18 protein-coding genes are annotated in these 22480 nt (G+C 31.7%); 4 read left to right on the forward strand and 14 right to left on the reverse strand.

The features are described from left to right. Positions 1 to 7: 7 nt before the first annotated feature. From NAB20_RS06095 to NAB20_RS06105, 3 genes are all read right to left on the reverse strand, one after another. Positions 8 to 1660, reverse strand: coding sequence for a peptide MFS transporter (locus tag NAB20_RS06095; protein WP_105195699.1), 1653 nt, complete (start codon positions 1658 to 1660; stop codon positions 8 to 10). Positions 1661 to 1729: 69 nt separating this feature from the next. Beyond that, complete coding sequence (locus NAB20_RS06100) at positions 1730 to 3262, reverse strand: peptide MFS transporter (protein WP_105195698.1); 1533 nt, start codon at positions 3260 to 3262, stop codon at positions 1730 to 1732. A gap of 82 nt (positions 3263 to 3344) precedes the next feature. Beyond that, positions 3345 to 5516 carry a S9 family peptidase gene (locus tag NAB20_RS06105; RefSeq protein WP_375605695.1) on the reverse strand — a complete coding sequence of 724 codons (2172 nt, stop codon included), beginning with the start codon at positions 5514 to 5516 and terminating at the stop codon, positions 3345 to 3347. Positions 5517 to 6010: 494 nt separating this feature from the next. Here NAB20_RS06105 and NAB20_RS06110 point away from each other — a divergent pair, with 494 nt between their 5' ends. Together NAB20_RS06110 and NAB20_RS06115 are read left to right on the forward strand one after the other, a co-directional pair. Next, the gene (locus NAB20_RS06110) at positions 6011 to 7327 is read left to right on the forward strand and encodes a hydroxymethylglutaryl-CoA reductase, degradative (protein WP_088392305.1); all 1317 of its coding nucleotides are present in this window, start codon (positions 6011 to 6013) and stop codon (positions 7325 to 7327) included. 29 nt (positions 7328 to 7356) lie between these two features. After that, on the forward strand, positions 7357 to 8268 hold the full coding sequence (locus NAB20_RS06115) for a GYDIA family GHMP kinase (protein WP_375605696.1): 912 nt from the start codon (positions 7357 to 7359) through the stop codon (positions 8266 to 8268). Here NAB20_RS06115 and NAB20_RS06120 read toward each other — a convergent pair. Then, on the reverse strand, positions 8263 to 8814 hold the full coding sequence (locus NAB20_RS06120) for a hypothetical protein (RefSeq protein ID WP_105195695.1): 552 nt from the start codon (positions 8812 to 8814) through the stop codon (positions 8263 to 8265). The two genes, NAB20_RS06115 and NAB20_RS06120, sit on opposite strands and share 6 nt — an antisense overlap. Before the next feature lie 78 nt (positions 8815 to 8892). Between NAB20_RS06120 and NAB20_RS06125 the strand changes: the two genes are divergently transcribed. After that, on the forward strand, positions 8893 to 9669 hold the full coding sequence (locus NAB20_RS06125; protein ID WP_181142846.1) for a DNA/RNA non-specific endonuclease: 777 nt from the start codon (positions 8893 to 8895) through the stop codon (positions 9667 to 9669). Positions 9670 to 9675: 6 nt separating this feature from the next. On the opposite strand, the gene rodA is transcribed toward NAB20_RS06125, so the two are convergent. The 8 genes from rodA to purH form a co-directional block, all read right to left on the reverse strand. Continuing rightward, the gene (rodA, locus tag NAB20_RS06130) at positions 9676 to 10932 is read right to left on the reverse strand and encodes a rod shape-determining protein RodA (protein WP_105195694.1); all 1257 of its coding nucleotides are present in this window, start codon (positions 10930 to 10932) and stop codon (positions 9676 to 9678) included. Then, positions 10932 to 12881: a penicillin-binding protein 2 gene (gene mrdA, locus NAB20_RS06135; protein WP_105195693.1), complete on the reverse strand. Its 1950-nt coding sequence runs from the start codon at positions 12879 to 12881 to the stop codon at positions 10932 to 10934. Before mrdA ends, rodA begins: the two co-directional genes overlap by 1 nt. A gap of 3 nt (positions 12882 to 12884) precedes the next feature. Beyond that, positions 12885 to 13391 (reverse strand): rod shape-determining protein MreD, encoded by a 507-nt coding sequence (locus tag NAB20_RS06140; protein ID WP_088392271.1) that lies wholly within the window; start codon positions 13389 to 13391, stop codon positions 12885 to 12887. Beyond that, entirely contained in the window at positions 13384 to 14214 is an 831-nt protein-coding gene (gene mreC, locus NAB20_RS06145; protein ID WP_105195691.1) for a rod shape-determining protein MreC, read from the reverse strand. Before mreC ends, NAB20_RS06140 begins: the two co-directional genes overlap by 8 nt. A 63-nt stretch (positions 14215 to 14277) precedes the next feature. Next, a complete protein-coding gene (locus tag NAB20_RS06150) occupies positions 14278 to 15306 on the reverse strand; it encodes a rod shape-determining protein (protein WP_014164948.1) in 1029 nt (342 codons plus the stop codon). A gap of 121 nt (positions 15307 to 15427) precedes the next feature. Continuing rightward, on the reverse strand, positions 15428 to 16078 hold the full coding sequence (locus NAB20_RS06155; RefSeq protein WP_105195690.1) for a peroxiredoxin: 651 nt from the start codon (positions 16076 to 16078) through the stop codon (positions 15428 to 15430). Between the two features lie 76 nt (positions 16079 to 16154). Then, positions 16155 to 17030 (reverse strand): hypothetical protein, encoded by an 876-nt coding sequence (locus tag NAB20_RS06160; protein ID WP_235819745.1) that lies wholly within the window; start codon positions 17028 to 17030, stop codon positions 16155 to 16157. A 355-nt stretch (positions 17031 to 17385) separates the two neighbouring features. Then, complete coding sequence (purH, locus tag NAB20_RS06165; protein WP_105195689.1) at positions 17386 to 18918, reverse strand: bifunctional phosphoribosylaminoimidazolecarboxamide formyltransferase/IMP cyclohydrolase; 1533 nt, start codon at positions 18916 to 18918, stop codon at positions 17386 to 17388. 110 nt (positions 18919 to 19028) lie between these two features. On the opposite strand from purH, the gene NAB20_RS06170 reads away from it, so the two are divergent. Then, positions 19029 to 20285, forward strand: a complete 1257-nt coding sequence (locus NAB20_RS06170) for an ABC transporter permease (RefSeq protein ID WP_165764868.1) — start codon at positions 19029 to 19031, stop codon at positions 20283 to 20285. A gap of 176 nt (positions 20286 to 20461) precedes the next feature. Here the strand turns inward: NAB20_RS06170 and accD are convergent, their stop codons facing one another. Next, on the reverse strand, positions 20462 to 21316 hold the full coding sequence (gene accD, locus NAB20_RS06175; RefSeq protein WP_105195688.1) for an acetyl-CoA carboxylase, carboxyltransferase subunit beta: 855 nt from the start codon (positions 21314 to 21316) through the stop codon (positions 20462 to 20464). A gap of 75 nt (positions 21317 to 21391) precedes the next feature. Continuing rightward, positions 21392 to 22459, reverse strand: a complete 1068-nt coding sequence (fbaA, locus tag NAB20_RS06180) for a class II fructose-bisphosphate aldolase (RefSeq protein WP_375605697.1) — start codon at positions 22457 to 22459, stop codon at positions 21392 to 21394. Between the last annotated feature and the right edge of the window lie 21 nt (positions 22460 to 22480).

Below are 22480 nucleotides of genomic sequence, written 5' to 3' on the forward strand. Positions count from 1 at the left end.
ATTAAAATTAATTCATTCCTTTTTCTTTCATAACGCTGTTCAATCTTTTTAGGATAGATAAACCTAATGCGGTTGCAAATAATAATAATAACATGTTTACAATAAAAAAATTGGCTTTATTCTCGTAATCGTACCACATACTAGCTAATACACCAGAAAGTTTGTTTCCAATTGAAATAGATAAGAAGAAACCTCCCATCATTAAGGCTGTAAGTCTTGGTGGAGCTAATTTAGAAACAATAGATAATCCCATAGGAGATAAACAAAGCTCGCCAATTGTGATAACACCATAAGTAGCCACTAACCATAAAGGAGATACTTTAATAGAACCATTATTTCCAGCATATACAGCAGCTACCATAACTAAACAGGAAAGACCTGATATAAATAAGCCCAATACAATTTTAGAAGGAGTGCTTGGTTCTCTGTTTTTACGACGTAACATAATAAAAAAGCCCACTACTACTGGAGTAAGAAGAATGATCCATCCCGGATTTACGGATTGAAATAATTCCGTATTAATAAGAGAAACTTTTTGTGTTGGATTAGTTGTTAGGTTAGCCAATTTTTCTGGCGTTTCATTTTGAAAATAGACATCTTTACCTTGTGTTTTAATAGGTTCTCCATTTTCATTTTTCTCTGCTTGAAATTGATGATCGTATTTTTGAACTTCTTTTGTGGTAAAATCTTTTTGATCTACTAGATAAATAGAAGATAGAAAATTTTCTGTAGAACCTGTAACTTGTCTATCTGTATAATAATTTGCCCAACGGGTTAAAGCCGTTCCATTTTGTTTAAATACGGCCCAAAATAACATACCAACAGCAAAAATGGCTAGTAGAGCACCTAAAGGACGTTTGTCTTCGGAATTAGCTTTTAGATATAAACGAACATAGAAGATAATAACGGGAATGCAGGCAAAGATAAAGGCATCCGTAGAATCTGATTTAAAAATATTGCCAGGAATCATCCAACCTATAGCTCCACATATAATAGCTGGTAGAAACACTTTTCCTAAAATACTGGCTAATGATATGTCACCTTCTTGAACAGGTTTCGTAATATTAGCATCTTCTAAATGTTTTCTTCCTAAAGTAAAAATAATCAAACCTAAAAACATGCCTATACCAGCTGTTATAAAAGCAGCACTCCATCCGTATTGATTGCGCATGAAAGCAGCTATAATATTACATAAGAATGCTCCTATATTTATACCCATATAGAAAATATTATATCCTGCATCTTTATTTGCAGCATATTTTTCATCTGTATATAAGTTCCCAACAAGGGTAGAAATACTTGGTTTAAAGAAACCATTTCCAATAACAATTAAAGCCATTGAAATATAAAAAACAGTTAGGTTGTGAAAACCTAGTCCTATATATCCTAGCCCCATCAGAGAACCTCCTAGATAAACGGATTTGAAATAACCTAAATAGCGATCAGCCATATAACCTCCCAAAAAAGGGGTTAAGTAGGTTAATGCTATAAAACTACCAAATATGTCATCTGCTTGTTTGTCACTAAAAGCCAATCCTCCTGTAGTAGTAGGATCAATCATGTATAAGACAAAAATTCCAATGATAAGATAATAACCAAAACGTTCCCACATTTCAGTAAAAAACAAAAATAATAATCCTTTAGGGTGTTTATTTTTCATGTGAATTAGTATTTAAAAAGCCTGTAACATTTTTGTTACAGGCTTGAAAGATATAAAATATTTAATGAATTATCTATTTTCTACTGATAAGTCAATCTCTTCTTTGTGGTCTTCTTGCATCATTTTTTGTAACCAAGAACTTAAAATAAATAAAATACCTGCTGCTACGCCTGTCATAATGATGAATAACATAAAGAACTCATATAAATTAGTAATTTGAAATCCTAAGAATGAAGGATATACTAAAGGTGCAGTTGATCCTGCTTCAGGTGATGGTGGTATTAATGAAGATAGAGTACCTGCAAACTTATTTGCAGCAGCATTTGCTAAAAACCAAGTTCCCATTAATAAAGAAGATAATCGTAAAGGAGCCAATTTAGATACCATAGATAAACCAATAGGAGAAAGGCATAATTCGCCAATTGAATGAATAATGTATAAACCAATTAACCACCACATAGATACTTTTTCATCCATTCCAAGCCCCTTAACTGCTATAGCAATTACACCGTAACCTAAAGCCACTAGCGCAAGTCCTAATGCCATTTTTTTAGGAGAGGAAGGTTCTGCATTGCGTTTGTATAAAAAGCCCCATACTATTGACATAATGGGAGCTAATAAAATTACAGCTAAAGGATTTACAGATTGAAAATAAGAAGCAGGCATTTCCCATCCAAATAAGTTACGGTTAGTTTGTCTGTCAGCAAATAAAGTTAAAGATGCGCCAGCCTGTTCAAAAGCTCCCCAAAAAAAGATTACGAAGAAAGCTAAAATAAAGATTACTAAAATTCGATTTCTCTCGATACTAGTTAAGCTTTTGTCTGTTAAAATGATTAGCGGCATTACCACCATTGAACCATAAATGAAATATCCAATAACGTCTGTGTCCGTGCTAAATAATTGCTTGAAGTTAAGCATAAAAAATACGATACCAATAGATCCTATTATGTATAATATGTTTTTTAAATCTAGTTGTTTAACAGGTAGACCTATTTCTTTGCCTTCTTCAGAAACTAAAAATTTCTTTTGAAATAGAGCAAAGAAGATTAAACTCATAAACATTCCTATACAAGCTGCTAAGAATCCCCATTTGAAATCCATAGAACCACATACTAATGGGGAGAAAAATGCACCTAAGTTAATTCCCATATAAAATATAGTAAAAGCACTGTCAATACGACGGTCATTGGTAGGGTATAATTGACCTACCATTGTTGAAATATTTGGTTTGAAGAAACCATTTCCAATAATAATGGCAGTAAGACCTAACCACATTAATGCAACTCCTCCGTTAGCACCTGTTGTGGCACTTAAAAACATGAAAAATTGACCAATAGCCATTAATAACCCACCAATCATGATACTTCTTCTATTTCCTAGGAACTTATCACAAAGATATCCCCCTAAAAGAGGCGTTAAATAGACAAGACCAGTATAACTTCCGTAAATTTCAGATGCTTCTGCATCTTTCATTAATAAGATTTTTGTCATAAATAGAATGAAAATTGCTCTCATTCCGTAGTAACTGAATCGTTCCCACATTTCTGTAAAGAACAAGAAATACAGTCCTTTAGGATGTCCTTGTTTTGCTGTTTCGCTCATTTTAAATTTATTTAATTTTGGTTTTGGTTATTGTTTTATCTTTGCTAATCTTTTAAAAGCTGACAAGTATAATTTATTTACTCTATAATTTTTCTTTAATAAAGTTTGTCATTTTAGTATACAACTGCAAGCGTGTTTTTCCACCGTAAATACCATGATTTTTATCAGGATAAATAGCCCAGTCAAATTGTTTGTTAGCTTGTACTAAAGCTTCTATCATTTTCATAGTGTTTTGTACATGTACATTATCGTCAGCCGTTCCATGAATTAATAAAAAGTTTCCTTTTAATTTGTTTACATGAGTAATAGGTGAATTACTGTCATAACCTTCTGCATTCTCTTGAGGTGTTTGCATATAGCGTTCTGTATAAATACTATCATAAAACCTCCAAGAAGTTACAGGTGCAACTGCTATAGCTGTTTTAAAGATATCAGCTCCTTGAAAAATACAATTAGATGCCATAAAACCTCCAAATGACCAGCCAAAGATACCAATTCTCGTTTTATCTACGTAAGAATAATTACCGATTACTTTTGCGGCATCTATTTGGTCTATTACTTCATATTTTCCTAACTCTTTGTAAGTACATTTCTTAAATTCAGCTCCTTTAAAACCAGTGCCTCGTCCATCTACACAAACGACAATGTAACCTTGTTGTGTTAACATTTTAAACCAGTAATCGTCATTATTATTCCATCTGTTAGCTACTTGTTGTGAGCCTGGTCCAGAATATTGAAACATGAATACAGGGTATTTTTTTGCAGTATCAAAATCTTTGGGTTTAATCATCCAAGCATTTAGTTTGTTTCCTTTTTCTGTTGTTAGTTCAAAAAAATCTTTTGAAGGCAAACTATAGTTGATTAGTTTTTCTTCTAGTTTTTCGTTAGAAGCGATTATTTTAATTTCTTTTCCTGTTTTGGAATCATTAAGAGTGTATTTAGGTGCATTTTTAGCACTTGAATAAGAATTAATAAAGTATTGAAAGTTTGGGCTAAAAGTGGCCGTATTTGTTCCTGTTTGGCTTGTTAAACGTTTTTTTGCATTTCCATCAATTTTTATTGCGTATACATCGCGATTGATTGAGCCATTTTCAACTGATTGGTAGTAAATTATTTCATTTTTTTCGTCATAACCATAATAATTCGTTACTTCCCATGCTCCTTTTGTTATCTGTTTTTTTAAATCCCCCCTTTTGTCGTAATGATAAATATGATTATATCCATCTTTTTCGGAGGTCCAAATAAAACTATTATCTTTTAAGAAAGTTAAATTATCCGTTACATCTATATATGCCTTATCTTTTTCATTAAGGATAACTTTAGCTAATCCAGAATTTCCATCAACAAATAATAAATCTAAATTATTTTGATGACGATTTAAAATTTGGACACTTAATGTGTTCGCTTCATTAGTCCATTTTATGCGAGCAATGTAAAAATCCGTATAATGATCTAATTTTATTTTTTGAGTATTCCCTGTTTTTAAATCATAAATATGCAAAGATGCTACTGCATTCTTTTCACCTGCTTTAGGATATTTAAAGACAGATTGTAGCGGATACAAACCGTCATTGTATAAGTCCATCGAAAACTGAGGAACATCTGTTTCGTCAAAACGAATAAAACCGATTTTATCAGAACCTAAATTCCAGTCATACGCCTTTACAAATGAAAATTCTTCTTCATATACCCAATCTGTTACACCATTAATAATGCTATTTTTTTTGCCATCAGTTGTAATTTGTATATGCTTTTTTGAAGCTATATCATAAACATATAAGTTATTCTGATAGGCATAGGCTATTTTTGAGCCATCAGGAGAAAAGGTAGGCTCTTGTACTTTATAATCTGCCAATTTAGTTAATGATTTTGTAGAGGTATCATAAATAAAAAAATCAGCAACAAAAGAATGACGGAAGATCTGCTCACTATTATTTGCAATTAGTAGTTTTTTTTCGTCTTTACTAAAAGTATAAGAGTCAATTCCTTCTAATTGTTTGAAATCTTTACTGTCAATTAACGTGGCTATTTTACTCAAAGTAGCAAAGTCATACAAGTTAATTTGTGAGGATTTAGAAGTACGATCAGAATCTAAAACAGTATATTGATTCGTGTTTTTCATGGCTTCTAAAGCAGTCATACTTTGAGCTCTAAAAGCTCCAGACCAAATTTCTTCTAAAGATATTTGTTTTTGAGCTATCGTTGAAAATGATACTAAAAACAGGAATAAGACGGATGTAATTTTGTTTTTCATTTTTTAGTTGATGTAAAAAATTGCCCAATTTTAGTAAAAAAAAACTAAATAATAACGTATTTTTTTGTTAAAAACTAATTTGTACTACATAAGGACTCCGATTAACTGTCGCTTTATTGTGTAAAATGTTTACTTTTGTTAATCGAAAGGAGTCATTAAAAAATGAATTTAGTATCATAGAATAATACGGAATAAGGTTTAAAAAAATATAAAACTTAGTCTTTTTTGTTTAGAGTAATATGATGAGTTTGCAATGGCTTATTTTATAAACAGTTAAAAAAGAAAATAATAAAACTAAATTTCAGAATATTGAAGAATAGGAGAATTAAAATTTTATAAATAACGATTTAGAGTTTTAGAAAATGATCTTTTACAAGTGATTTAAAGTACTGTTTGTTGAAAATATTTAATTAAGCATCAAAAGAATATCAATGAAAGGTTGTTAGAATAAATAACTTCTTGATAGGATTAAAATAAAAATAGTAAAAAATAAAATGATTAAAGCAGTTAGCGGATTTTCAAAATTATCAAAGGAAGAAAAAATCAATTGGATAGTTAAAACCCATTTTTCAAATGTAGAAGAAGCAAAGAATATTATAAAACAGTATTGGAATAATGATACAAGTTTGCAAAAGTTACATGATGAGTTTATTGAAAATACCATTACCAATTTTTATTTACCTTTAGGGGTAGCACCTAATTTTATTATTAATGGAAAAAGTTATACGATTCCTTTTGCAGTAGAAGAAAGTAGTGTAGTAGCCGCTGCTAGTAAATCAGCTAAATTTTGGTCAGATCGTGGTGGGTTCAAAACGACTATTATAGATACAGAAAAGATTGGACAGGTTCATTTTATTTATAAAGGAGACAAACAAAAATTAGAGACTTTTTTTAAGACTATCAAATCAAAATTTTTTACAGAAACAGAAAGCCTTACCAAAAATATGCAAAAAAGAGGAGGAGGAATTTTAGATATCCAACTTCGTGATAAGACGTCTGATTTAGAAAATTATTTTCAGTTGCATGCTACTTTTGAAACAAAAGATTCAATGGGAGCGAATTTTATTAATTCATGTTTAGAACAATTTGCTAAAACATTAAAAATTGAGGCACAAACATTTCAGATATTTTCAGAAGAGGAAAAAGACATTGCAATTGTGATGAGTATTTTGTCTAATTACGTTCCTAATTGTTTAGTTCGAGCAGAAGTTTCTTGTAAAGTAGAAGAATTAGCTGAAAAAAACATTGAAAACCCACAAGAATTTGCAGAAAAATTTGTACAAGCAGTTCGTATAGCTGAAATAGAACCGTATCGTGCTGTTACACATAATAAAGGGATTATGAACGGAATAGATGCTGTAGTAATTGCTACAGGAAATGATTTTAGAGCAGTAGAAGCAGGAGTTCATGCTTATGCTTCAAAAGAAGGAAAGTATTCTAGTTTGTCTCATGCCAAAATAGAAAACGGAATTTTTACTTTCTGGATGGAAATTCCTTTAGCATTGGGTACAGTAGGAGGATTAACTACTCTGCACCCCTTAGTAAAAATAGCTCTAGAAATGTTAGAAAAACCATCTGCTAAAGAATTAATGCAAATAGTGGCAGTTGCTGGTTTAGCTCAAAATTTCGCTGCATTACGTAGTTTAACCACTACAGGGATTCAACAAGGACACATGAAAATGCACTTGATGAATATCTTGAATCAGTTTAATGCAAATGAGGAAGAACGTAAAAAAGTAATAAAGTACTTTGAAAAAAATACGGTTTCGCACAGTGCAGTAGTAGATTATTTAGTTGAAATTAGAAAGTAAAAATAAAATTTTACAAAGTAAGGGTAACAATGAAACAAACTTTTTATAGTAACGGGAAATTACTGATTACGGGTGAATATGTGGTTCTAGATGGTGCTCAGGCTTTAGCGTTACCGACCAAGTTTGGTCAGAATTTAATTGTTGAAGAAGGACCATCAAACACTTTTGAATGGGTTAGTTATGATCGTGATGGGAGTGTTTGGTTTGAAGCTACTTTTAGTTTTGATGATGTTGTAAATAAAAAAAAGTTCGAAGAAAATAAAATAAAATCAACATTAATTGAAATCCTCCATGAAGGATACTTATTAAATAAAGAATTTTTAAAGGGAAAATTAGGTTATAAAGTAAAAACAGTATTAAGCTTTCCAAAAGATTGGGGTTTAGGAACTTCGTCAACACTAATAAATAATATTGCACAATGGTTGGATATTGATGCTTTTACTTTGCTTAAAAATAGTTTCGGAGGTAGCGGTTATGATGTAGCTTGTGCCCAATACAATACACCTATTGTGTATCAACTGATAAATGAAGAGCCTCAGATTATTCAGGTAAATTTTGATCCTCATTTTGCTAATCAACTTTATTTTGTTTATTTAAATAAAAAGCAAAACAGTCGCGCTGCAATAGCAAATTATTATAAAAAACAAGAAAATATACAAGAGGTAATTCCTTTTATTAATAAGTTAACTCAACAAGTACTAAAGACCAATAGAATGGAAGAATTTTCTAAATCATTACAATTACATGAAAAAGAAATGAGTAAGATTTTGGATACGCAAACTGTTCAGGAAAATCTTTTTGCAGATTTTAAAGGAGTAGTTAAAAGTTTAGGTGCTTGGGGAGGTGATTTTGTATTGGTTGTTTCAAAAGAAAACCCTTTATCGTATTTTCGAGATAAAGGGTATACTGTAATACTATCTTATAAGGATATGATTTTATAGTTTTTCTAATTCACGTTCAGCTTTTTTTACTTTTTTATCTTGATTAGCTGCTTTTTCGCGCATTTTTTCTATTTTTTTATTCCATTTTTCTATATCTACAGGAGCTAATTTCCCTTTTTGGTTGAGCTTGTCAAACTTCTTTTGTTCTTTTTCAATGTTTTGGTAAATATCTTCTTGTTTATCGCGTGCTTTTGCTAGGTCTTTTTTTGCATCTTCTATCATTTTACGCTCTTTTTCAGCTTTTTGAAGCTGTTTTTCCATTTTTTTCTTATCCTTTTCTAATTGTTCTATTCGACGTCTTTCCTCTTTAACCCGATCTGCTTCTGCTTCTTTTAAAGCTTTTTCTTCTTTTAAAGCTTTTTCTTTTTCTTTTGCTACTCTTTTGGCTTCTTTTTCGGCTTCTTTTTGACTGATTTTAATTTTAGCAATAGAATCCTGTTTTTTAATTATTAATTGTTTTTCTATTTCAGATAATTTGTTTTCTTGTGCTTCTATTCCTATATAGCTAAGGATGAAAACTAATGAATAAATAAATTTTAAGTTCATAATGATTTTTTAAAAATTAGATCGTACTTTTTGTTTGGGGTTACTAAATTTACAAATATTATTTTAAAAAATATGAAGATGCCTATTTTTATTCTTTTTATATTCCTAGAATTAATTGTTTCAAGTTGTAAAAACAAAAAAGAGATTAAAGAAAATAACCCTATATATTCAAAAATTGATTTTAATTTTTTATTACCTCTATCTAAAACAGGTCAGATAATACATCATAAATACTATACTCTCTCATATAGTGAAAAAGATGAACAGGCTGAATGGGTAGCGTATTGGCTAAATCGCAAGGATATTGTGTATATAAAATATAAACGACCTCATTTTGTAAATGACCCAATGGTTGAAGAGGAATCTGCTAATTGGAAAAATTATATTAGTTCAGGATATGAAAGGGGACATTTATGCCCTGCGGGAGATCGAAAATTTTCAAAGGAAGCTTTTGAGGAAACGTTTTATACTTCTAATATAGCACCCCAAAAAAGTAATTTTAATGGAGGAATTTGGAATCGATTAGAACAAAAAGCACGCTATTGGGCTAAAAAATATGATGGATTATATGTTGTTACAGGAGGTGTTTTGTCTGGTAAATTGAAACATATTGGGAGAGAAAATGTAACCGTTCCAGATTTTTTTTATAAAGTATTATTGAATAAAAGGAATGATAGGTATCAAGCGATTGCTTTTTTAATACCTCATCAAGATTCAGATCGCCCGCTTTATGAATTTGTTGTTTCAATAGATGAAATAGAAGAATTAACAGGGATTGATTTCTTCTCTAAACTCTCCGACGCTATAGAGGATAAACTAGAAAGTAATCAAAATTATAACGAGTGGTGTTTTTAAAGAAAACTACCACTCGTTTACTTTATTAGCATCCATTTTTAGGAAAATGAACAGTAAAATAGTAAAAGCCCATAGGCTAGATCCTCCATACGAAAGAAAGGGAAGAGGAACACCAATTGTAGGGAAAATTCCAATTACCATGGCAATATTTACAAAATAATGAGTAAATAAAACAGATGCGACACCATATCCGTAAATTCGGCTAAATTTTGTGCGTTGGTTTTCTGCTAAATATAATATACGTAATAATAATCCTGCAAATAACAAGACTACGAGAGTGGAGCCTAGAAAACCCCATTCTTCTCCAACAGTTGTAAAGATATAGTCCGTATGTTGTTCAGGTACAAAATTACCTTTGGTTTGAGTGCCTTCTAACCAGCCTTTCCCTAATAAGCCACCTGATCCAATGGCTATTTCGGATTGATTGGTGTTGTAACCTATTCCGGCTAAATCAACTTCTTTTCCCAGAAGTATGTTAAAACGATCTCGATGATGTTGTTGAAATACATTTTCAAATACATAGTTGACAGAAATACTAAAACTTGTCATTAATAAAAAGACGATTGAACTGGCCACTATATTTCTTTTTACGGGCTTTGATTTGTAGAAGTGTAAGGTGACACCTATTAGTGAAATAAGGACTACATATTGTGGTTTTAGTAATAAAGACATGATAAAAAGTACAACTGCTCCAACACCAGTCCATAGATACCAAGAAGGTAAGCCTTCTCTGTTAAGTACAAAAATCATGGTGATAAATATAAGAGCACTACCTGCATCTGGTTGTAGCATGATAAGGCCTATAGGGATAAAAAGGATAGCAAGTCCTAATAACTGATGGTTGAAGTTCTTCAAATTGATTTGACTATCACTTAAAAATTTTGCTAATGCTAAAGCAGTTGTGGATTTAGCAAATTCGGAAGGTTGTAGTGTAAAAGAACCAATAGCATACCAACATCTTTGTCCAGCAATTGTTTTACCAGCAATAAATAACCCAATTAGGGATAGTAATGAAATCCCGTAGAGTACACTCGAAAACCGCTCATAAAATTTCGCTTCAATAGAAAGTACTACTATGATTACTAAAATGGTAAAAGAGATAAAAATTAATTGTTTACCATAATTTTGTTTAATGTCAAAAATGTAATTGGAATCAGGAGTTACATCAGCTGAATAGATGTTAGCCCATCCAATTAATACTAATAGGACATAAATTAATACTGTAATCCAGTCAATGTTTTTTCCAACACTTTGATTTCTCATTAATTTGTTTTTATAGCTGAGTTCGTATTTTTTTCTAATGAATCTAATTTTTGTTTGGCTCTAACCCTGTTTAAAGAGTCTTTGCGCAACCTAATTCGGTACATTGAGTCAATATATTTTCTGGTAAATTTATTATATTGATGTTGAAGACTTCTATTTATAATGTTTTCTTCTCTAAATTTATTTGTAACCTTTCCTTTTAGATATTTCTCAATCATAAGAGAAGTAATCGGGCCTGCAATAGTAGCTCCAAAACCTCCGTTTTCAACAAAAACAGCTATGGCAATTTTAGGGTTGTTTTTAGGGGCAAAAGCAACAAAAATAGAGTGGTCTTCTAACTGTACTTTTTTCCCATTTATTCGTGTGAAATTTTCTGCGGTTCCTGTTTTACCACATATTTCAATACCTTCTACGCCTAAAAAATAGGCTGTTCCTGTTTTAAACACCTCCGCTAGTCCTTCTATTACTGGAGGGAAATGTTTTTTGTTTATAGTGGTGACGTGTTTTGTTCTAAATTTAGGGTCAATTGATTGCCCTTTAATTTTTTTTATAATATGAGGGGTATAATAATAGCCTTTATTAGCAATGGTTGCCATCATGTTAGCTAGTTGGATAGGGGTCATGAGTATCTCTCCTTGTCCAATAGAGTTAGAAACAATCATGGTTGATTTTAAGCTGCCATTGGGATAGTAACGTTCGTATGTTTTAGAAGTGGGAATATTGCCTTTTCTTCCTGTAGGTAAATCATATCCCATAAATTGACCTAATCCGAAACTTTTTATATGATCACTCCAATAGTCAACTCCTTTAGAAGCATTCGGAAACATACCTAGTGTTTTTAAATAAGCTGTTCCGAAATAGGCATTACAAGATTTAGCTATACCCATGTGTAATTTTCTGAAACCACCTCCACAATGACAACGCATAAATCTACGACCATAACTAAAACCGTGATGACAACCTACAGTTGTTTCTGTATTTATTGCGCCAGATTGAAGACCAACTAGAGCTGTTAATATTTTAAAAGGAGATCCCGGAGGGTATTCGGCGAGTAAACTTCTGTCGTATAAAGGTTTTGCTAATGAATCATTATATAGTTTAGTATAGTTTTTAGAACGTTGGCGACCTACTAATATACTAGGGTCATAAGTAGGAGCTGTAACTAAGCACAAAATTTCTCCTGTTTTAGGTTCAATTGCAATAATGCCTCCTCTTTTGTTTTTCATTAATAATTCACCGTACTCCTGTAGTTTTGAATCAATGGTTAAAGTAATGTCTTTACCTTGAATAGCAATTGTATCATATTTTCCTTCCTTATAAAGACCAATTTCACGATTAAAACGATCACGTTGAATATGTTTTACTCCTTTTTGACCTCTGAGGATTTCTTCGTACATTTCTTCCACTCCCTGTTTGCCTAATAAGTCACCGCTTTTATAATAAGGATTTTTAGAAATGGTAGCTTCGTTAGCTTGTGTAATGAATCCAAAAATATTAGCTCCATGATGAAATTGATAATCTCGTAAAGAGCGTTTTTGGATATAAAAGCCATCAAATTTGCGTTCTTTTTCTTGAAAAGCAGCATATTCCATTTTATTCAATTGTCCCATAAAAACGGAAGGGAGAAGAGGGGAGTAAACTACTGCTTTTTCTAGACGTTTTAAAAAGTCTTGTTTGGTTATATTTAATAATTTGCAAAATTCAGTAGTATCTAGTTTTTTAACCTCTCTGGGTACAATCATAATGTCGTATGAAGGTTGGTTAGCTACTAATAAATTAGCATTACGGTCATATATATATCCTCTTTCGGGGTAATCATATTTAATCTTGATAGAGATGTTTTCTGATTTTAGTTTTAACTCATCATCTATTACTTGTAAATAAAAAAGCCTTGCTATGATTAGAATAGCAGAAACTATAATCATACCAGGTAAAAGGAGCTTTCTCATTTTTTAACGTTTACTAGGCTTAAATAAATAAATAAATATGATGCTTACTATTAGTGTAAATAGCGAAGCAAAAAGTGTTCGAATAAGGGCGTCTAGCATAAATACGAATTTAAAAAATTCAAGTGTAAAAAGAACTATGTGATGCGTTATTATTGAGATCAGAATAAAAGTAAATCGTTCAGGTGATAAGCGATCATTTATTCGTATTGTTTGGTATTCATAACTTAATCCAAATGCGAATTTGAAAAAACTAGGTCTCAAATAAGCTAATATCAAACAAGCTGTAGCATGAATACCTCCTGAGTTCTCAAAATAATCTACAGAAAGTCCTAAAAAAAAGCTGCTTATTAATAGTCCTGCTTGATTGGTGTTAACAGGGTATAAAAGGATGAATAAGATATAAGGAAATGGGTTTATAAAACCAAACAAATTTATTTTGTTAAAAATAATTACCTGAACCGCAACTAGCAGTATAAAACGAACGATATTTGATATAAGAGTACTATTCATCTTTTTTTACTGTTTCAGTTTCCAGTTTGTTAATTTCAGCAGCATCTTTGTTTTTAATTATATACACATGATTTAGATTGGTCATGTCTGTAAATAAACGAATATCTAAGGTGTAATAATTAGTTTCTGTGTCCATGTAAATACGATCAATAATGCCTACGGGGATATTTTCTGGGAATATGGTTGAACGTCCTCCTGTTACGATAGTATCTCCTTTTTTTACACTTGCCAGGCGAGGTATTTCAACGAGTTGAGCATAACCAGCGTTTTTTGCTTTCCAAATTAAAGAGCCAAAGTGATTCGTTCTTTTAACTTTAGCATTTATTTTAGACTTTAGGTTTAGTACGCTGATTACTGTTGAATAATTAGGCGAAGTTTTTTCAATAACGCCTACTATGCCTTCATTGCTAATTACTCCCATGTCAGGTTTTATACCTTTTATTGACCCAGAATTAATGGTTAAATAGTTTTCTGTTTTATTGTATGAATTGTTAACGACTTTAGATTGTATTACTTCTAATTTGTCGTATCCTTTAACAGAGTCTTTTGGTAGAGGGAAAATACTATCTTTTTTATTGAAGAGTAGTTCTCTTAGGTAAGCATTTTCTTTTGCCAATTTGTTATTTTGATTTTGTAAGCTGAAGTAGGTTTCTATTTCATTTACTTTTTCGTATACACTTCCTGTAACTACATTGGCGGAATTAACTATTTGACTTCTGTGGTAAGAGTGAGATTGAATGGTAAGAGTTAACGAAATTGCTAAAAGCAGCAAAAACAGCAATCGTGTGCTGTTTTTTATAATGAAATTTAGAATTTGCTGCATCGTAAAAAATAGTAAAGGTTGTTATACTAGGTCGTGATTTTAATAAAATAAGATTTTAAAATCTTATTTTATTAAAATGCTACGGAATCTATTTAAGTTTTTAAGGGTCATCCCTGTTCCTCTAACAACAGCTCTTAAAGGATCTTCTGCAATAAAAACAGGTAAATCTGTCTTTTGAGAAATACGTTTATCTAAACCTCTTAGCATAGAGCCTCCTCCTGCTAAGTAAATACCTGTATTGTATATGTCCGCTGCTAATTCAGGAGGTGTTTGCGATAAGGTTTCCATAATAGCATCTTCAATACGCTGTATAGATTTGTCTAAAGCTTTTGCTATTTCACGATATGAAACCTCTACCTGCTTAGGTTTTCCTGTTAATAGATCGCGTCCTTGAACGGACATGTCATCAGGAGGTGAATCCAAGTTTTCTATAGCAGCTCCTATTTCAATTTTTATTTTCTCAGCTGTAGTTTCTCCAACGAATAAGTTATGCTGTGTACGCATATAATAGATAATGTCATTTGTAAATACATCACCAGCAATTTTAACGGATTTATCACAAACAATACCTCCTAGAGCTATTACAGCAATTTCAGTTGTACCACCTCCTATATCTACAATCATGTTTCCTTTTGGTTGCATGATGTCTAATCCAATACCAATGGCAGCTGCCATTGGTTCATGTATTAGATACACTTCTTTACCATTTACACGTTCTGCGGATTCTTTTACTGCGCGCATTTCTACTTCTGTTATACCTGAAGGAATACAAATAACCATGCGTAGAGCAGGAGTGAATAATTTTTTTTGTAACGCAGGAATACTTCTGATAAGCATTTTGATCATTTGTTCAGAAGCATCAAAATCAGCAATTACACCATCTTTTAATGGACGGATTGTTTTTATATTTTCGTGAGTTTTACCTTGCATCATATTCGCTTCCTTGCCTACGGCAATGATTTTGCCAGATATGCGATCACGTGCTACTATGGAAGGGCTATCGATAACAACTTTATCGTTGTGTATTATTAACGTATTTGCGGTACCAAGGTCAATTGCAATGTCCTCAGTCATAAAATCAAAAAATCCCATATTTCCTTTAAAGGGTTACTTAGTTTTTATAGTAATATACTAAGTTGCAAAAGTATGAAAATATTTTGGTTAATATGAAAATAAAAATTGCGTTAAAAAAAATTTAACGCAATTTTTGTGTTTAGTTCGAAAATTGTTTGCTTAATAGTCTTGATAAGTATTTTGCTGTACTAATTCTATCATTTTTGAAAGTTTCTTTTCCCTTTTCCCAGTTAGCAGGGCAAACTTCTCCTGTTTCTTGTATGTTTGTATAACCTTCTATTAATCTCATAAATTCTAGTACATTTCTACCTAAAGACATATTGTTTAAGCTTTGGTGAAATACAATACCATTTTCGTTAATTAGATAAGTGGCTCTGTAGCTAATATTGTCATTAATTATGATTTCATGGTCGTTTTCAGTGCTTTTTTTTCCGTCTAATATCCCTAATATATTAGAGAGATTTCTGTTAGAGTCAGAAATTAAAGGGTAAGTAATTCCTTTGATTCCCCCATCAGCAGCATCTGTTTGTAACCAAGCATCATGTGTTTCGACAGTGTCGCATGATGCGCCAAATAATAGAACATTTCTTTCTTCAAGTTCTTTTGATATTTCTTGAAAAGCAAATAATTCAGTCGGACATACGTATGTGAAGTCTTTTGGATAAAAAAACAATAATATTTTTTTATTTTCTTTTTTTGCTAGTTCAAATAAATTTACTTCTGCAACGCCCTTGTTTTTTTGAATTGTTTTTACCGAAATGCTAGGAAATTCTTTGTCAATTAATATCATATGGATCTGTTTTAATATTTAAAAGTGAATATTTTTATTGTAGGATTTTATATGAGGCGTAAGAAAAAAATGAAAACTATTTGTTTTTGATAGTTATTAATTTTTCTAAGTTTGTTATTTTTTTGTTTTGTTCTTCAATTTTTTTGTTTTGTTCAATAGAATAAAGTGTTAGCTCTTCAATTTTTTGAAGAAGTTTTATTTGAAATTCTCCAATGTTTACTCCTTCTTCTTTCATTTGTTTTGCAGAGGCTATTTCGGGTAAATGTTTTTTTGTTTGAATGTGTTTTTCAACGTCTTCTAATTTTGGAAGATTGTAATTTTCTTCAAATACAAAATCTGCCGTAGGAGTAGTTGTTACCTTTATTTCCTTTGCTTCAAGTTTGCCTTGTAAGGCAGTGTCTCCATTGTTTCGTATTATTGCGTTTTGACCTATTCTTGTGCCTCCTTCAAAATCACTCATGTAATTAACCCATAATTCATCATTACTTCCATGTACTAAAGCTCTTTGGTTTAATATTTTACCTTGATCTTGACCGTCACCCATTCCTAATTTTAAATCAGCTCCTCCTATAGATGTGTTTCCGTGAACTTCAAGTTTATTATTTGATGATTTGCCGCCAATTCCTACATTACCATTTTCGCCTATTAATAAAGCGTCTATGTATTTGTGTGGTATTGTTGCTTCGTTATGTACTCTAAAAAAATAACCTCCACCATAGTGTTTCTCTTTTGTATTGTCAGTAATGATATTGTCATTAGCATTATGGCCAATTTTTATATGTGTATACACAGATGATTGATTATCAAAAATAATATTTCCATTGACCTCAAATTTTTGAGAAGGGGTTAATGTACCAATACCAACATTGCCAGAAGTAGGGAAGGTGTTTTGTGCAATTATGTTGCTATAAGTTGTGAATAATAAAAAGCTAAATAAGGTTTTTTTTATCATGGTATTTTTATTTTGATAAATCCTTTTGAATTTATTTAGATAAATGTTATGTAATATTTTGTTTTTTGTGCCGTTTCCTGTTTTAATTCTTATGATTTGTTTTTATAACTATAAGATATAAAGAATTTTTTTTGATTACTGGGTAGGTAAAACGGTTACATTAGAAATAGTTTTAGACAACTTCTATTGTAAATAGTATTTTGAGGTATTTTAGGGCGATGCAAAAATAAGTTATATTGAGAAAATAACGAGTATTTATGTTTATATATATTGTTAGTGAAAAGTTAAAATTAATGATTGAATAAAAAACCCCTTGTTAAATCAATTGAACAAGGGGTCGTAAAAGTGTTTTATTTTAATGTTTAAAGTGTCTGACTCCTGTGAAAACCATAGCTATTTGGTTTTCGTTGCAGTAGTTTATGCTTAATTCATCTTTTATAGAGCCTCCTGGTTGAATTACAGATGTAATACCTGCTTTATGGGCAATTTCAACACAATCAGGAAAAGGGAAAAACGCATCACTTGCCATCACGGCACCTTGTAAGTCAAAGTTAAATGATTTTGCTTTTTCTATTGCTTGACGTAAAGCATCTACACGAGAAGTTTGTCCTGTACCTGAAGCGTATAATTGTCTGTTTTTAACTAAAACAATCGTATTTGATTTGGTATGTTTGCAGATTTTTGAGGCAAATAGTAAATCTTCTGTTTCTTGTTCTGTAGGTGATAAAGAGGTGGCTGTTTTTAAAATTTCTTTAGAATCTGTTATTAGATCTTTTTCTTGAACTAAAGTGCCATTTAAGCAAGTTCTTATAGTAGTTTTTGGTAAATCAACTGAATTTTGGACTAATATAATCCTGTTTTTCTTTTCTTTTAGTATTTCTATTGCTTCATTATCATAAGCGGGGGCTATAATGACTTCACAGAATAGTTTGTTGATTTCGTTTGCCGTTGTTAAATCAATGGTGTGGTTAGCTATTAGCACACCTCCAAAAGCAGAAGTAGGGTCGCCCGCTAAAGCATCCAAATAAGCTTCTTTCATGGTTGTACGAGTAGCTATGCCGCAAGCATTATTGTGTTTTAGGATAGCGAATGTAGGAGCTTCATTTTTAAATTCACTCATTAGATTTACTGCAGCATCAACATCCAATAAATTGTTATATGACAATTCTTTCCCATGTAACTTGTTAAACATTTTGTTTAAGTCGCCAAAGAAAAAGCCTTTTTGGTGAGGGTTTTCTCCGTAACGAAGAATTTCTCCTTTGGTTTCGCTAATTTTTAAAATAGGTTCTTCAATATTTTTGTTGAAGTAATTAAAAATCGCTGAATCATAATGTGATGAGATATTAAAGGCTTTACTAGCAAAAAGTTTGCGTTGTTCTAAAGTGGTTTTTCCGTTTTGACTTGTAATAAGATCTAATAACAAGGTATATTCGTTAACAGAAGGGATGATAACCGTGTCTTGAAAGTTTTTTGCGCCTGCTCTTATTAGAGAAATACCGCCAATATCTATTTTTTCAATTATATCGGCTTCACTTGCTCCTGAAGCAACCGTTTTTTCAAAAGGATATAGGTCTACTATTACCAAGTCAATTTGCGGTATTGCATATTCTTGCATTTGTGTTACATCATTTTCATTGTCTTGGCGATTTAAGATTCCTCCAAAAACTTTTGGATGTAAAGTTTTAACACGACCTCCTAAGATAGAAGGGTAGTCTGTAACTTCTTCCACAGGTATAACAGGAATTCCTAAATTTAAAATAAATTCTTCTGTTCCTCCTGTAGAATAAATTGTAACTTTTTGTTCGTGAAGTTTTTTTACAATAGGTTCAAGTCCTGTTTTGTCGAACACTGAAATCAATGCCGATTGAATGGTTTTAGTAGTATTCATTGTGTTGTTGTTATTAAAGGGCAAAAGTAGTTTTTTTTAAGAGCTATTCAAAATAAGATTTTAGAATTGTAACAAAAGGGAATAAGTTGGTACCAATTAAAGAAAAAGTTATGGTTATATACCTGCGATTGTTTCAAGAAAGCTTTGGCTTTGCTATGAATGCGTTACGTAATAATAAGTTGCGAACGCTGCTCTCTTTGTTAGGAGTTACTATTGGGATTTTTTCTATCATAGCTATTTTGTCTGCAGTAGACTCATTAGATCGAAAAATCAAAAGGGATGTAAGTAGTTTGGATAATAGTGCTGTGTATTTGTTTAAGTACTCTTTTTCGCCAACAGATGTTCCTGATTGGAAGATAGAACAATTTCCCAAAGTAACCTATGATGAATATCGTTTTTTAAAAGATAATACGACTAAAATTGAATCCATTTGTTATCAGTATTTTACAAATCGAGAAAGTTTAAAATTTGAAGGACGATCTATGAGTAATGTTGGAGTGCTTCCTTGTACTTATGAATATATAGAGATTAATAAATTAGATTTTTTAGAAGGGCGTTTTTTTAATGAACAAGAATCTAACTCAGGAGTTAATGGAGTGGTTATTGGAGCTGAAATTGCTCAAACGCTTTTTGAGGGTATGTCAGCTGTTGGAAAAGAAATTAGATTATATGGCCAGCGTTTTAAGGTTTTTGGTGTCTTAAAAAAAGTAGGGAATCGCATGATTAATTTTGGTGAGAATCCAGATGGTAGCGTATATGTTAATTTAAATAAAGTTCGTACTCTTTATGGTGATAATAATGCTAAGTTTATGCCTGTTATTATTATAAAGCCAGTTGAAGGTTTAAGCGAAACTGAAGTAAAAGATGAAGTTGTTCAAAAGATGCGAAATTATAGAGGTTTAAGTTATGGGGAGCCAAATAATTTCTTTTTGAATTTTTTAAAAGGCGCTACAGATATGTTGGATGGGCTAATTTCTCAGATGAATTTGATAGGTTGGATTATAGCAGGTTTTTCTTTATTAGTTGGAGGTTTTGGTATTGCCAATATTATGTTTGTATCTGTAAAAGAGCGAACAAATTTAATAGGTATACAGAAGTCATTAGGTGCTAAAAATCGTTTTATTTTGTTACAATTTTTATTTGAAGCTATTGTTTTGTGTTTAATTGGTGGTATAATAGGAATAGTATTAGTTGGTTTAGTTGCTTTAGGTTTGACTCAAATATTAGATTTTGATTTTGTTTTAAGTTTTTCAAATATTATTTGTGGTACAATTTTAGCGGTCATTATTGGTTTAGTTGCGGGGATATTGCCTGCGATTTCTGCTTCAAAATTAGATCCCGTAGAAGCCATTAGGAGCGGTATGTAGAAGATGTAAATGTGTTGTGAACTTTTTGAGATGAAGATGAAAAGGAAGTTCTTTTATTCGTAATACTTTTAATCCAAAATAGGTTCATTTGTGATCATGTTGGCTTTTAAATTATAAAACTACCCCAAAAGAGTATTTAACTTTTTTGGGGTAGTTTGAGTATTGAATAGTATTATTTATCTTACTTCTTGGTTCATAATTAAATCAATGTAAAGATTGATTTTGTTTTTAAGATCTTTTCTGTGTGAAATAAAGTCTAAGAATCCATGATCAAGAACAAATTCAGCTGTTTGAAATCCTTCAGGTAGATCTTTGCCTGTAGTGTCTCGTACTACTCGAGGCCCCGCAAAGCCTATTAGAGCCCCAGGTTCAGCTATATTAATATCTCCTAACATGGCATAAGATGCAGTAGTTCCTCCAGTTGTAGGATCCGTACACAATGAAATATAAGGTATTTTAGCATCTGCTAATTGAGCTAATTTAGCAGATGTTTTGGCTAATTGCATAAGTGAATAAGCTGCTTCCATCATACGTGCTCCTCCTGATTTTGAAATCATAACAAAAGGAACTTTATTTTTGATTGAATAATCAATACCACGTGCAATTTTTTCACCAACAACAGCTCCCATAGATCCTCCAATAAAAGCAAAGTCCATACAACAAACTACTAAGTCTTTTCCTTTTGATTTTCCTACGCCTGTACGTACTGCGTCTTTGAGTTGGGTTTTTTTAATAGTATCAACTAAACGATCCGAATATTTCTTTGAATCTACGAAATTTAAAGGGTCTTTTGCAGTCATGTTAGCATCTAACTCTGTAAATTGATTGTCATCAAATAATATTTGAAAATATTCAGCACTTCCTATGCGTACATGAAAATCGTCTTCAGGGCTTACCCATAAGTTTCTAGCTAACTCATCAGCGTCTACAATCTTTCCTGTAGGGGATTTGTACCATAAACCTTTAGGCACATCCATTTTTGCCTCAGTAGGAGTAGTAATTCCTTTTTCTTTTCGTTTAAACCAAGCCATAATTAGTTAGTTATGAATTTAAAGTTATAATTTATGAGTTTAACTTTTACTTTGTTTATAAATTATAACTCATAATTAAAGAGTATTTACGTTATTTAAATCGGCAAAAGCCTGCTCTAATCTTTTATTAAAAGTTATTTCGCCTTCGCGAACCCATTTACGAGGGTCGTAATGTTTTTTATTAGGAGCATCAGCTCCTTCTGGATTACCAATTTGAGTTCTTAAATAGTCAATTTTAGAGTTCATGTAATCACGTACTCCTTCAGTAAATGCAAATTGTAAGTCAGTATCAATATTCATTTTGATTACGCCATAAGAAATAGCTTCTCTTATTTCTTCAAGAGTAGAACCTGATCCGCCGTGAAAAACAAAATCAACTGGATTGTGTTCTGTATTAAATTTATTTTGAACGTATTCTTGTGAGTTTTTAAGAATTTTTGGCGTTAATTTTACATTTCCGGGTTTGTATACACCATGTACGTTTCCAAAGGCAGCAGCAATTGTAAAGCGAGGCGATATTTTCATCAGTTCTTCATAGGCATAGGCTACCTCTTCTGGTTGTGTATAAAGTTTTGAGCTGTCTACATGTGAATTGTCTACGCCATCTTCTTCACCTCCTGTAATGCCTAATTCTATTTCAAGAGTCATTCCCATTTTGCTCATTCTAGACAAGTATTCTTTGCAAATTTCGATGTTTTCGGCTAATGGTTCTTCTGATAAGTCGATCATGTGGGAAGAAAACAAGGGTTTCCCCGTTTCGGCAAAATGTTTTTCAGAAGCATCTAATAAGCCGTCAATCCAAGGTAACAAGTTTTTAGCGCAATGATCTGTATGTAGTATAACGGTTGCTCCATAAGCTTCTGCTAAAGTGTGGATATGTTTGGCTCCAGCTACAGCTCCTAAAATAGCGGCTTTTTGACCTTCATTAGAAAGGCCTTTTCCTGCATTATAAGCAGCTCCGCCGTTAGAAAATTGAATAATTACAGGTGCCTTTAGTTTTGCTGCCGTTTCAATGGCACCATTAATAGTGCTTGATCCTACTACATTTACTGCGGGTAATGCAAATCCTTTTTGTTTTGCGTAATTGAAAATTTCTTGAACTTGATCTCCAGTTGCTACACCTGATTTTATATTGTGTGTCATTTGTTTGTTTTTTTAAAAGAT

It is taken from the genome of Flavobacterium davisii, from assembly GCF_042182265.1.
Classification (GTDB): domain Bacteria; phylum Bacteroidota; class Bacteroidia; order Flavobacteriales; family Flavobacteriaceae; genus Flavobacterium; species Flavobacterium davisii.

What these genes read in the sequence shown, in the direction of transcription:
- NAB20_RS06100 (WP_105195698.1), bottom strand. Translation starts at nt 3,262, where the DNA reads ATGAGCGAAACAGCAAAACAAGGACATCCTAAAGGACTGTATTTCTTG.
- NAB20_RS06095 (WP_105195699.1), bottom strand. Translation starts at nt 1,660, where the DNA reads ATGAAAAATAAACACCCTAAAGGATTATTATTTTTGTTTTTTACTGAA.
- NAB20_RS06160 (WP_235819745.1), bottom strand. Translation starts at nt 17,030, where the DNA reads ATGATAAAAAAAACCTTATTTAGCTTTTTATTATTCACAACTTATAGC.
- rodA (WP_105195694.1), bottom strand. Translation starts at nt 10,932, where the DNA reads ATGAGAAATCAAAGTGTTGGAAAAAACATTGACTGGATTACAGTATTA.
- NAB20_RS06140 (WP_088392271.1), bottom strand. Translation starts at nt 13,391, where the DNA reads ATGAATAGTACTCTTATATCAAATATCGTTCGTTTTATACTGCTAGTT.
- NAB20_RS06105 (WP_375605695.1), bottom strand. Translation starts at nt 5,516, where the DNA reads ATGAAAAACAAAATTACATCCGTCTTATTCCTGTTTTTAGTATCATTT.
- accD (WP_105195688.1), bottom strand. Translation starts at nt 21,316, where the DNA reads ATGGCTTGGTTTAAACGAAAAGAAAAAGGAATTACTACTCCTACTGAG.
- NAB20_RS06125 (WP_181142846.1), top strand. Translation starts at nt 8,893, where the DNA reads ATGCCTATTTTTATTCTTTTTATATTCCTAGAATTAATTGTTTCAAGT.
- NAB20_RS06155 (WP_105195690.1), bottom strand. Translation starts at nt 16,078, where the DNA reads ATGATATTAATTGACAAAGAATTTCCTAGCATTTCGGTAAAAACAATT.
- mreC (WP_105195691.1), bottom strand. Translation starts at nt 14,214, where the DNA reads ATGCAGCAAATTCTAAATTTCATTATAAAAAACAGCACACGATTGCTG.
- fbaA (WP_375605697.1), bottom strand. Translation starts at nt 22,459, where the DNA reads ATGACACACAATATAAAATCAGGTGTAGCAACTGGAGATCAAGTTCAA.
- NAB20_RS06110 (WP_088392305.1), top strand. Translation starts at nt 6,011, where the DNA reads ATGATTAAAGCAGTTAGCGGATTTTCAAAATTATCAAAGGAAGAAAAA.
- purH (WP_105195689.1), bottom strand. Translation starts at nt 18,918, where the DNA reads ATGAATACTACTAAAACCATTCAATCGGCATTGATTTCAGTGTTCGAC.
- NAB20_RS06170 (WP_165764868.1), top strand. Translation starts at nt 19,029, where the DNA reads ATGGTTATATACCTGCGATTGTTTCAAGAAAGCTTTGGCTTTGCTATG.
- NAB20_RS06115 (WP_375605696.1), top strand. Translation starts at nt 7,357, where the DNA reads ATGAAACAAACTTTTTATAGTAACGGGAAATTACTGATTACGGGTGAA.
- NAB20_RS06120 (WP_105195695.1), bottom strand. Translation starts at nt 8,814, where the DNA reads ATGAACTTAAAATTTATTTATTCATTAGTTTTCATCCTTAGCTATATA.
- mrdA (WP_105195693.1), bottom strand. Translation starts at nt 12,881, where the DNA reads ATGAGAAAGCTCCTTTTACCTGGTATGATTATAGTTTCTGCTATTCTA.
- NAB20_RS06150 (WP_014164948.1), bottom strand. Translation starts at nt 15,306, where the DNA reads ATGGGATTTTTTGATTTTATGACTGAGGACATTGCAATTGACCTTGGT.